At 69.8% G+C, this 10,749-nt stretch carries 12 protein-coding genes; 8 read left to right on the top strand and 4 right to left on the bottom strand.

The window, feature by feature from the left end; translation table 11 throughout:
• Positions 1–13 precede the first annotated feature (13 nt).
• From ABZY11_RS07760 to pstB, 5 genes are all read left to right on the top strand, one after another.
• Positions 14–424, top strand: a complete 411-nt coding sequence (locus tag ABZY11_RS07760) for an NUDIX hydrolase (protein WP_356478287.1) — start codon at positions 14–16, stop codon at positions 422–424.
• A 201-nt stretch (positions 425–625) separates the two neighbouring features.
• Positions 626–1,762 (top strand): phosphate ABC transporter substrate-binding protein PstS, encoded by a 1,137-nt coding sequence (gene pstS, locus ABZY11_RS07755; protein WP_356478259.1) that lies wholly within the window; start codon positions 626–628, stop codon positions 1,760–1,762.
• Positions 1,763–1,897: 135 nt separating this feature from the next.
• Entirely contained in the window at positions 1,898–2,893 is a 996-nt protein-coding gene (gene pstC, locus ABZY11_RS07750) for a phosphate ABC transporter permease subunit PstC (protein WP_356478258.1), read from the top strand.
• Positions 2,890–3,975, top strand: a complete 1,086-nt coding sequence (pstA, locus tag ABZY11_RS07745; RefSeq protein WP_356478257.1) for a phosphate ABC transporter permease PstA — start codon at positions 2,890–2,892, stop codon at positions 3,973–3,975. The genes pstC and pstA overlap by 4 nt, the downstream gene beginning before the upstream one ends.
• Before the next feature lie 27 nt (positions 3,976–4,002).
• On the top strand, positions 4,003–4,779 hold the full coding sequence (gene pstB, locus ABZY11_RS07740; RefSeq protein ID WP_356478256.1) for a phosphate ABC transporter ATP-binding protein PstB: 777 nt from the start codon (positions 4,003–4,005) through the stop codon (positions 4,777–4,779).
• Positions 4,780–5,008: 229 nt separating this feature from the next.
• Here the strand turns inward: pstB and ABZY11_RS07735 are convergent, their stop codons facing one another.
• Both ABZY11_RS07735 and ABZY11_RS07730 read right to left on the bottom strand, forming a co-directional pair.
• Positions 5,009–6,007 (bottom strand): inorganic phosphate transporter, encoded by a 999-nt coding sequence (locus ABZY11_RS07735; RefSeq protein WP_356478255.1) that lies wholly within the window; start codon positions 6,005–6,007, stop codon positions 5,009–5,011.
• A gap of 5 nt (positions 6,008–6,012) precedes the next feature.
• Positions 6,013–6,633, bottom strand: a complete 621-nt coding sequence (locus ABZY11_RS07730; protein ID WP_072488031.1) for a DUF47 family protein — start codon at positions 6,631–6,633, stop codon at positions 6,013–6,015.
• Positions 6,634–6,833: 200 nt separating this feature from the next.
• Between ABZY11_RS07730 and ABZY11_RS07725 the strand changes: the two genes are divergently transcribed.
• Complete coding sequence (locus tag ABZY11_RS07725; protein WP_356478254.1) at positions 6,834–7,184, top strand: metal-sensitive transcriptional regulator; 351 nt, start codon at positions 6,834–6,836, stop codon at positions 7,182–7,184.
• A gap of 31 nt (positions 7,185–7,215) precedes the next feature.
• On the opposite strand, the gene ABZY11_RS07720 is transcribed toward ABZY11_RS07725, so the two are convergent.
• Positions 7,216–7,410, bottom strand: coding sequence for a hypothetical protein (locus ABZY11_RS07720; RefSeq protein ID WP_356478253.1), 195 nt, complete (start codon positions 7,408–7,410; stop codon positions 7,216–7,218).
• A gap of 162 nt (positions 7,411–7,572) precedes the next feature.
• Positions 7,573–8,520, bottom strand: a complete 948-nt coding sequence (locus ABZY11_RS07715; RefSeq protein WP_356478286.1) for a hypothetical protein — start codon at positions 8,518–8,520, stop codon at positions 7,573–7,575.
• 133 nt (positions 8,521–8,653) lie between these two features.
• On the opposite strand from ABZY11_RS07715, the gene ABZY11_RS07710 reads away from it, so the two are divergent.
• Positions 8,654–8,842, top strand: a complete 189-nt coding sequence (locus ABZY11_RS07710) for a hypothetical protein (protein ID WP_356478252.1) — start codon at positions 8,654–8,656, stop codon at positions 8,840–8,842.
• 146 nt (positions 8,843–8,988) lie between these two features.
• Complete coding sequence (locus ABZY11_RS07705) at positions 8,989–10,629, top strand: FAD-binding oxidoreductase (protein WP_356478251.1); 1,641 nt, start codon at positions 8,989–8,991, stop codon at positions 10,627–10,629.
• Positions 10,630–10,749 lie beyond the last annotated feature (120 nt).

The raw sequence follows: 10,749 nt of genomic DNA, 5'->3' as shown, positions 1-10,749 counted from the left end.
CGCCAGGCGCGCCGTGAACGGGCCGGTGCTCGCCGCGGGATGCGTGCTGTGGCGCCGGTCGGAGCGCTCCGGCGAGCTGGAGATCTGCCTGGTCCACCGGCCCCGCTACGACGACTGGTCGCACCCCAAGGGGAAGCTGAAGCGCGGCGAGCGTGCGCTGGACGCCGCCCGGCGCGAGGTCCTGGAGGAGACCGGCCACCACTGCGCCCCCGGCGCCCCGCTCCCCACGGTCCGCTATCTCGCCAACGGCCGCCCCAAGGAGGTCGCCTACTGGGCGGCCGAGGCGACCGGCGGCTCCTTCGTGCCCGGCACCGAGGTCGACCGGGTGAGCTGGCTCTCCCCGGCGGCGGCCCGCGCCCGCCTCACCCAGGACCGCGACCGGGATCTGCTGGACGCCCTGCTCGCGACTCTGCCGAGCGCCTGAGCTACGGGACAGCCCTCAGGGCCAGAACCACACCGTCCGACACGGTTCACCTTCCGTTCACTCTCCCCCGTAGGCCGCTTCACCTGTTCTGCCTAACTTCGGCAGTGCACGGTGCGCGGCGCCACGCCGGAGCACCCACCACAACGCACGCCGTCGTAGAACGAAAAAGACCTCGGCGGCTCCTGGAAGGAACACCCGAAAGTGAAGCTTCAGCGCAAGAACCGGCTTCGTGCCACCGCGCTCGGTGCCCTCGCCGTCTCCGGCGCCCTGGTCCTCACGGCGTGCGGTTCGGACGACAACAGCAGCGGTACGACCGGCGGCAACGGCGGGAAGACCAACGCCGCGTCGAACATCAAGTGCGACGACGCCAAGGGCCAGCTGCCCGCCTCCGGCTCCAGCGCGCAGAAGAACGCCATGGACCTCTGGGCCAAGAACTACATGGCCGGCTGCTCCGGCGTCGAGATCAACTACAAGTCGTCCTCCTCCGGCGAGGGCATCGTCGCCTTCAACCAGGGCACGGTCGGCTTCGCCGGTTCCGACTCGGCGCTGAAGCCCGAAGAGGTCGCCGACTCGAAGAAGATCTGCAAGGGCGGCCAGGGCATCAACCTCCCGATGGTCGGTGGCCCGATCGCCATCGGTTACCACCTGGAGGGTGTCGACAGCCTCACGCTGGACGCCCCCACCCTCGCCAAGATCTTCGACGGCAAGATCAAGAAGTGGAACGACCAGGCGATCGCCAAGCTCAACAGCGGCGCCAAGCTCCCGGACAAGCCCATCCAGGCCTTCCACCGCTCCGAGGACTCCGGCACCACGCAGAACCTCGGCAAGTACCTCGGCGCGGCCGCCCCGAGCGACTGGAAGTACGAGGCCGAGAAGAAGTGGCCGGCCCCCGGTGGCCAGGCCGCGTCCGGCTCCTCCGGTGTCGCCGCCCAGGTGAAGCAGGTCGACGGCTCGATCGGCTACTTCGAGCTCAGCTACGCCACCTCGCAGTCCATCTCCACCGTGGACATCAACACCGGTGGTGCCACCGCGGTCAAGGCCACCCCGGAGAACGCCTCCAAGGCCATCGCCGCCGCCAAGATCAAGGGCACCGGCAAGGACCTGGCGCTGGACCTCGACTACACCACCAAGTCCGAGGGTGCCTACCCGATCGTCCTGGTGACGTACGAGATCGTCTGCGACAAGGGCAACAAGGCCGAGACCCTCTCCACGGTCAAGTCCTTCCTGAACTACACCGCCGGTGACGAGGGCCAGAAGCTCCTCACCGACGCCGGCTACGCGCCGATCCCGGCCGAGATCAACAGCAAGGTCCGCGAGACCATCGCCTCCCTCTCGTAACCAGGACGCGCAAGCAACACCAGCAACATCCGGCGGACCGGTCCGGTGCACCCCTCCGGACCGGTCCGCCACCACCCATCCGGTGCACCGCCGCCAGGGGAGCCAGACCGCTCCCCCACACAGACCGGAAAGACCATGGCTTCCTCCACATCGATAGATACGCCGCCGGCACCGCCGGTGGCGCGCAAGCGCGCCGGGGCCAAGACCGGACGCGCGGGCGACAAGGTCTTCCTGGGCCTCTCCCGGGGCTCGGGCATTCTGCTGCTCGTGATCATGGCGTCGATCGCCGTGTTCCTGACCTACCGCGCCTCGATCGCCATCTCCAAGAACGAGGGCAACTTCTTCACCACCCTCGACTGGAACCCGGCCGGCGACCCGCCGGTGTTCGGCATCGCGGTCCTCCTCTTCGGCACGGTCGTCAGCTCGATCATCGCGATGGCCATCGCCGTCCCGGTCGCTGTCGGCATCGCCCTGTTCATCTCGCACTACGCGCCGCGCAAGCTGGCCGCGCCCCTCGCGTACGTCGTCGATCTGCTCGCCGCAGTGCCGAGCATCGTGTACGGCATCTGGGGCGCCCTCGTCCTGGTCCCGTACCTGGAGGGCCTGAACCTCTGGCTCGACCAGTTCTTCGGCTGGACGTACCTCTTCGAGAAGACCGAGGTCGGCGTCGCCCGCTCGCTCTTCACCGTCGGCATCCTGCTCGCGATCATGATCCTGCCGATCGTGACCAGCGTCAGCCGCGAGGTCTTCCTCCAGGTCCCGAAGATGAACGAGGAAGCCGCCCTCGCCCTGGGCGCCACCCGCTGGGAAGTCATCCGCCTCTCGGTGCTCCCCTTCGGCCGCTCCGGCGTGATCTCCGCCTCGATGCTGGGCCTGGGCCGTGCGCTCGGCGAGACGATGGCCGTCGCAACGGTCCTGTCGCCGAGCTTCATCATCTCCGGGCATCTGCTCAACCCGGGCGGCGGCACCTTCGCCCAGAACATCGCCGCGAAGTTCGACGAGGCCAACGAGTTCGGGCGCGACGCCCTGATCGCCTCCGGCCTTGTGCTCTTCGTCCTCACCCTGCTGGTCAACGGCGCGGCCCGGCTGATCATCGCCCGCCGCAAGGAATACTCGGGGGCCAACGCATGAGCCAGGCAGCCAACACCGGCATACAGGAGCGCCCCGCCCCGACGGCGTCCGCCCGCCCCACCAGCCTCAGCAGCCGGGCACTTCCCCGCTGGGCCCCGATCGCCTTCGCGGCCGTCGCGCTCGCGCTGGGCGTGGGCACCGGCGCGGCGGCGGGCTGGCAGAGCCGCACCCAGTGGGGGCTGTTCTCCGCCCTCCTCTTCGTCGTCATCTCGTACATCGCGACCTCGGTCGTCGAGAACCGGCGCCAGGCCAAGGACCGGCTCGCCACCAGCCTCGTCTGGGTGTGCTTCCTGCTGGCCGTCGTGCCGCTCGCCTCGCTGCTGTGGACGACGATCAGCCGGGGCGCGGAACGCCTGGACGGGTACTTCCTGACCCACTCGATGGCGGGCGTGCTCGGCTCCGAGCCGACCGGCGGTGTCTACCACGCGCTGATCGGAACGCTGGAGCAGGTCGGCATCGCCACCGTGATCTCCGCCCCGATCGGCATGCTGACCGCCGTCTACCTGGTGGAGTACGGCAAGGGCGCCCTGGCCAGGGCCGTGACCTTCTTCGTCGACGTCATGACGGGCATCCCGTCCATCGTCGCCGGTCTCTTCATCCTCTCGATCATGCTGATGACGAAGACCCAGCCGTCCGGCCTGATGGGTGCGCTGGCGCTCACGATCCTGATGATCCCGGTCGTGGTCCGCTCCACCGAGGAGATGCTCAAGCTCGTCCCGAACGAGCTCCGCGAGGCATCGCTCGCCCTCGGTGTCCCCAAGTGGCGCACCATCCTGAAGGTGGTTCTGCCGACCGCGATCGGCGGCATCACCACCGGTGTGATGCTCGCGATCGCCCGGATCGCCGGTGAGACCGCGCCGATCATGCTGCTGGTCTTCGGCAGCCAGCTGATCAACACCAACCCGTTCCAGGGTGCACAGTCCTCGCTCCCCTTCTACATCTGGGAGCAGTACAAGGTCGGCACCGACCAGTCGTACGACCGTGCCTGGGCCGCCGCGCTGGTCCTGATCGCCTTCGTCATGATCCTCAACCTGGTGGCCCGCGGCATCGCCCGCTGGAAGGCCCCGAAGACCGGCCGCTGACGCGGCACGAAAGAAGCAGTGATTCAGATGGCCAAGCGCATCGACGTCAGCGGCCTGTCCGCCTACTACGGCTCCCACCTCGCCATCGAGGACATCTCGATGACCGTGGAGCCCCGCTCCGTGACCGCCTTCATCGGCCCGTCCGGCTGCGGCAAGTCCACCTTCCTTCGCACCCTGAACCGCATGCACGAGGTCACCCCCGGTGGCCGCGTCGAGGGCAAGGTGCTGCTGGACGACGAGAACCTGTACGGGGCGAACGTCGACCCGGTCGCCGTGCGCCGTACGGTCGGCATGGTCTTCCAGCGTCCGAACCCGTTCCCGACCATGTCGATCTTCGACAACGTCGCGGCCGGCCTCAAGCTGAACGGCTCGTACAAGAAGAGTCAGCTGCCCGACATCGTCGAGAAGTCGCTGCGCGGCGCCAACCTCTGGAACGAGGTCAAGGACCGGCTGAACAAGCCCGGCTCCGGTCTCTCCGGCGGTCAGCAGCAGCGCCTGTGCATCGCCCGCGCGATCGCGGTCGAGCCGGACGTGCTGCTGATGGACGAGCCGTGCTCCGCCCTGGACCCGATCTCCACCCTCGCCATCGAGGACCTGATCGGCGAGCTGAAGGAGCGCTTCACGATCGTCATCGTGACGCACAACATGCAGCAGGCGGCGCGCGTCTCGGACCGCACGGCGTTCTTCAACCTCGCGGCGGTCGGCAAGCCCGGCAAGCTCGTGGAGATCGACGAGACGGAACGCATCTTCTCCAACCCGTCCGTCCAGGCCACCGAGGACTACATCTCGGGTCGCTTCGGATAACCAGGTCACCCGGCAACGGGGCCGACGTGGGCCGGGGGCGTGGGTGGTTGCGACCGGTGGTGGGTTTCCACCGGCGAACCGCCTCACCCCCCGGCGAACCGGCCCCGTCCCCAGACTGCCTTGAGGTGCTGCATGGCGGTGCCACCGCAAGGCGAAGGGGCCGCCCCCGCTCCCCGCAAAGGGAGTGGGGGCGGCCCCCTTTCCGTACCGCCGTGATCACGACCGGCCGTCAGCCGAAGAGCAGCACCACGACCCCGTAGCTCGCGGCGGCGACCAGTGCCGCGGCCGGCATCGTGATGAACCAGCCCAGGATGATGTTCTTGGCGACACCCCACCGCACGGCGTTCACCCGCTTCGTGGCGCCCACACCCATGATCGCGGAGGTGATCACATGCGTCGTGGAGATCGGCGCGTGGAACAGGAACGCCGAGCCGAACATGATCGACGCGCCCGTCGTCTCCGCCGCGAATCCCTGCGGCGGGTCCAGCTCGATGATCTTCCGGCCGAGCGTCCGCATGATGCGCCAGCCACCCGCGTACGTACCCAGCGAGAGCATCAGCGCGCAGACCAGCTTCACCCAGACCGGAATCGGGTCGCTCGGGCTCTCGACATCGGCGATGACCAGCGCCATCACCACGATGCCCATGGTCTTCTGCGCGTCCTGGAGACCGTGGCCCAGCGCCATGCCCGCGGCCGAGACCGTCTGTGCGATCCGGAAGCCGCGCTTGGCCTTGTGCGGGTTGGACTTCCGGAACATCCACATGATCGCGACCATCACCAGATAGCCGACGATCAGGCCGATGACCGGCGAGACGAACATCGGGATGACGACCTTGTCGAGCACCCCGTCCCAGTGCACCAGCGTCCCGCCGGCGAGCGCCGCTCCGACCATGCCGCCGAACAGGGCGTGCGAGGACGAGGACGGCAGCCCGAAGTACCAGGTGACGAGGTTCCAGATGATCGCGCCGACGAGCGCGGCGAAGAGGATTCCCATCCCCTTGTCGCCCTCGGGCGTCGCGATCAGACCCTCACTGACGGTCTTGGCGACGCCGCTGCCCAGGAACGCACCGGCCAGGTTCATCACCGCGGCCATCGCCAGCGCCGCGCGGGGGGTGAGCGCACGGGTGGAGACGGACGTGGCGATGGCGTTCGCCGAGTCGTGGAAGCCGTTCGTGTACGTGAAGCCGAGCGCGACACCGATGGTCACGATCAGCGCAAAGGTGTCCACGTGGTTCAGGACTCCTTGACCGCGATGGTCTCCACCGTGTTGGCGACGTGCTCGAACGCGTCGGCCGCCTCTTCCAGCACGTCCACGATCTGCTTCAGCTTCAGCACCTCGATGGCGTCGTACTTGCCGTTGAAGAGATGAGCGAGCAGTTTGCGGTGGATCTGGTCGGCCTGGTTCTCCAGGCGGTTGACCTCGATCCAGTACTCGGTGAGATTGTCCATCGTCCGCAGACCGGGCATCGCCTCGGCGGTCAACTCGGCCGCGCGGGCCAGCACCTCGATCTGCTGGGCAATGCCGTTGGGGAGTTCCTCGACCTGATACAGCACGACCAGGTCGACGGCCTCCTCCATGAAGTCCATGATGTCGTCGAGCGACGACGCGAGGTTGTAAATGTCCTCGCGGTCGAACGGCGTGATGAAAGAGGAGTTCAGCTGGTGGAAGATCGCGTGGGTGGCATCGTCCCCCGCGTGCTCCGCTGCCCGCATGCGCTCCGCGATCTCGACTCGGGAGGCAGAGTCCGCCCCGAGCAGTTCCATCAGGAGTTTCGAGCCCGTGACGATGTTGTCCGCGGACGCGGAGAACATGTCGTAGAAGCTCGTCTCCCTGGGGGTCAGACGAAAGCGCACGTGGGGTCCTCGGGGTGCTTTGGATTCGGTCAGGCTGATGCTAGGCGCATCATCCGGCCACGGCTAACCGGCGTTCTTCAGTGTCGCGCATCAGGCACAGTGATCAGCACGGGCCCCCGGTCACGTTTCAGCTGAATTCGTTAGGATATACCCACCAGGGGTATATAAACGGCAGGGTAAAGGGAAAACGGGAGGCAGTAATGACCACCACCGAGGCCACCGGGACCACCACGGAGACGGAATCCGCCGTCACCGACCACGACCGGGGCATACACGGTTACCACCACCAGAAGGCCGAACACCTCAAGCGGCTGCGCCGGATCGAGGGCCAGATCCGCGGCCTCCAGCGCATGGTCGACGAGGACGTCTACTGCATCGACATACTGACCCAGGTCTCGGCGTCCACGAAGGCGCTCCAGTCCTTCGCCCTCCAGTTGCTGGAGGAGCACCTGCGGCACTGCGTCGCGGACGCGGCGGTCAAGGGCGGCGAGGAGATCGACGCCAAGGTCGAGGAAGCCTCGAAGGCGATCGCCCGGCTGCTCCGTACCTGATGGCGGGGGTCCCCGGGCCTCGGGGCCGCGCTCACCCCCGGTGATCTCCCTGCCGGGGGACGGTGGTCCGTTCGGTGATCACGCGGACGTTGAGCACCTCGTCGATACGGTCCGCGCTGAGCCGTTCCCCGATCGCGGCCGACGCGGCGATCATCAGCTCACCGCAGAGCTCGATCTCAGCGAGGGCCACATGGTCGGATACGGTCCGCGCGCCGAGCGTCACCACGTCACTCACCTCTCACTGCCGTCGCCGGCTTCCTAGCGTAGGGAGCGGACCACGCGCCGCGCATGGCACGGACGGACCATTTCGCCACTGTCGGCATGCCTACGTCACCGCCCGCATCCGCAACTGCACTCGCACCCGCACCTGCCCCCGCCCACCACTCGGCTATCGCTGCCGGATCTGCCCGGTATAGATGTCGCGACCGTCCGGCAGCTGTACGGAGACCGGCACCCCGAACCCGAAGAACAGTGTGGTCGATACCACTTCCACCGCCGGCCCCTCGTTGGCGAAGCTGAACCGGTGGCGCACCTTGCGCAGCCGCCCCTGCTCGTCGAGGTACGCCTCGAACGGCACCATGCCCTTGCGGAACCCCTTCGCTGCCGCGGCCAGCGCCCCGCGCGATCCGGGCGCGGCCGCGCGCGCGGCCAGCCCGATGTCCGCCGTCCCCCGGTAGTGCCGCACGGGGACCCCGGCGAGCACGGTCTTCCCCACGTACGTCACCTGCCGCGCCCCGCGCAGCAGTTCGGCGGCGGCCATCGGGTCGGTCACCCCGCCGGTGACGAGATTGCCGTCCGCCAGGGCCGTCGTGTCCACCCTGACCCATTTGTCCGTGGGCACTCCGGCGCCTCGGTTCATCATGTAGAGCGCGCCGGGGGCCAGCAGTTCGGTGATGGGACGGTGCTCGTCCTGGCCGGCGGCGTCCTTGGGCAGCACGACCGTGAGCCGGCCCGTCCGGCGGCGGAAGTCGTACGTGCCCCGGCCCCGGATGGTCACCCTCGTCCCGCCCGCCGCGGTCTCCATCGACGTACGCACCCCGGCGGTCCCGGCACCGGAATCGGGGGCGGTCCCGGCACCGGAATCGGGGGCGGTCCCGGCACCGGGGGCCGCCCCGGCCACGGCCGCCGTTCCCGTCCCGCTCACCGTCCCCGCGAGCACCGCGGCTGCGCGGTGGACCGCGTCGAGGGCGTCGGCCCCGCCCCGCTCATCGGCCACGGCACGGTCACCGCCACCACCGTCGCCCGAGCATCCGGCGGTCGCCGCCATCACGCCCACCACGGCAAGGGCGCAGACAGCCCGCGCCCCGCCTCCGGACCTGTGCTGCCGCACCACCATCGCCTGCCAACCCCCAACGCCGTAACGCCTGCCCGAGAGGCCCATCCGTTCCGCATAACGACGACCCGTGTCCCCCGTCACGGCGCCCCCATCGGCCACACCGCCGGGTGGCCGTGCCCAGTACCGTGGACGGGTGTATGACCAACGCACCGACGAGGTCCCGCCGACCGCCCCCGCCACCGCGTCCACCGGGCACGAGCCCACGACCGTGGAGCGCGGTTCCTTCTGCACCGCGCGCTGCGGCTGCGGCTGGTCCGGGCCGGCCCGCCGCTCCAGGGACCGGGCACGTACGGATGCCGCGGAGCACCGCGCGGCACCCTGACTCCTCCTCCGGTCCGTCCGCTGTTCCCGGCCCGTCCGTTGCCCCCGGCCCATCCGCTGTCCCCGACTTCTCCAGCTGATCCCCCCACGCCCGGCCTCCCCCACGCCCCGCCGGCCGGCCCATGAGCGCCAAGACTCGGAGATCCGATGAACCTGCCGCCCCTGCCCGCCCGGCGCACCCTGCTCACCGCGAGCGCCGCCGTGGCACTCACCGGAGTCACCACCACCGCCTGCAGCGCCACTTCCGCTTCCGGCGGCAACTCCACGGGCACGTCCGGCACTTCCGATGCTTCCGGCATCTCGGGCAGCGCGGATGCCTTCCCCGCCCCGCCGGCCTCCTCGGCCCCGCCGAAGCCCTCCCCCGCCGGTCCGGCGGACTGGTCCGCACTGGCCAAGAGCCTCGACGGGGGCCTCATACGGCCCGAGGACGCCTCCTACCCGACCGCCCGTCAGCTCTACAACACCCGCTTCGACGGCCTGAAACCCGCGGCCGTCGCCTACGTCCGGCACGAGGCGGACATCCGCGAATGCCTGTCCTTCGCCCGCCGCACGGCCACCCCCGTCTCCATTCGCAGCGGTGGCCACTCGTACGCGGGCTGGTCGAGCGGGAACGGCCGCCTCGTCCTTGACGTCTCGTCACTGTCCCGCGTCGGGCGGAACGGCACGATCGGCGCGGGCGCCAAACTCATAGACGTCTACCAGGGCCTCGCCCCGGGCGGCCTGACGATCCCCGGCGGCTCCTGCCCCACCGTCGGCATCTCCGGCCTCACCCTCGGCGGCGGCCATGGCGTCGCCTCCCGCGCGTACGGCCTGACCTGCGACAGCCTGACCGCGGCGACCATCGTCACGGCCGACGGCAAGACCCTCACCGTGGACGCCAAGCACCACCCGGACCTCTTCTGGGCGCTGCGCGGCGCGGGCAACGGCAACTTCGGCGTGGTCACCGAGCTGACGTTCCGCACCCGCCCGGCCCCGCAGACCGTCACCGCGTACATGTCGTGGCCCTGGTCACGCGCCCGCTCCGTCGTCTCGGCCTGGCAGGAGTGGGGCCCGTCCCAGCCCGACGAGATCTGGTCCTCCGCGCACCTCGCCGCCGGCCCCGGAGGCGGCAACCCGACCGTCTCGGTCGCCGCGTTCAGCCTCGGCACGTACGGCGACCTGCAGAACGCCGTCGACCGCCTCGCCGACCGGATCGGCGCCCCGGCCTCCTCCGTCTCGCTGCGCCGCCGCAGCTACCAGGAGTCAATGCTGGTGTACGCGGGCTGCTCGGGCATCACCGACGCCCAGTGCCACCTGCCGGGGACGACGCCCGGCCGCACCACCCAGGGCACGCTCCAGCGCGAGACGTACGCCGCCGCGTCCGACTTCTACGACCGCTCCCTGTCCCCGGCGGGCGTGCAGGCCCTGCTCGACCGGACCGAGGCATTCACCCGGATCCCGGTGGCCAGGGGCGGAGGCGGCGGCTCCATCGCGCTCACCGCGCTCGGCGGGGCGATCAACCGGGTCTCCCCGCAGTCGACGGCCTTCGTCCACCGCGGCTCTCGGGTACTCGCCCAGTACATCGGTTCCTGGAACCCCGGGACGGCGGGCAATGCCCAACAGGACTGGCTGAAAAACACTCACGCGGCGATGCGCCGGCACGCGTCCGGAGCGGCGTACCAGAACTACATCGACCCGACACTGACCGACTGGCGCCGGGCCTACTACGGCTCGGCGGCCGACCGCCTCACCGCTCTGAAGAAGCAGTACGACCCGGAGCGCCTCTTCGCCTTCCCGCAGGCACTCTGACCGGTGGTCGGGGGGCGGACGGTTCGTGGGCGAGGGCGCCGCGCGCCCGCGCCCCCCCGGCCGGGGCCCGGCGCCGGGGGCCCGCGGCCCGGGGCGGCCCGGCCGGGGGGGACGCGGCGG

It is taken from the genome of Streptomyces sp. NPDC006510, assembly GCF_040611955.1.
GTDB lineage: Bacteria > Actinomycetota > Actinomycetes > Streptomycetales > Streptomycetaceae > Streptomyces.
Note: the sequence above shows the minus strand (reverse complement) of the source record. Positions and strands in the feature narration are given on the sequence as shown.

Coding starts and splice junctions, on each gene's coding strand:
- pstC (WP_356478258.1), top strand. CDS start 1,898: ATGGCTTCCTCCACATCGATAGATACGCCGCCGGCACCGCCGGTGGCG.
- pstA (WP_356478257.1), top strand. CDS start 2,890: ATGAGCCAGGCAGCCAACACCGGCATACAGGAGCGCCCCGCCCCGACG.
- pstB (WP_356478256.1), top strand. CDS start 4,003: ATGGCCAAGCGCATCGACGTCAGCGGCCTGTCCGCCTACTACGGCTCC.
- ABZY11_RS07725 (WP_356478254.1), top strand. CDS start 6,834: ATGACCACCACCGAGGCCACCGGGACCACCACGGAGACGGAATCCGCC.
- ABZY11_RS07715 (WP_356478286.1), bottom strand. CDS start 8,520: ATGGTGGTGCGGCAGCACAGGTCCGGAGGCGGGGCGCGGGCTGTCTGC.
- ABZY11_RS07705 (WP_356478251.1), top strand. CDS start 8,989: ATGAACCTGCCGCCCCTGCCCGCCCGGCGCACCCTGCTCACCGCGAGC.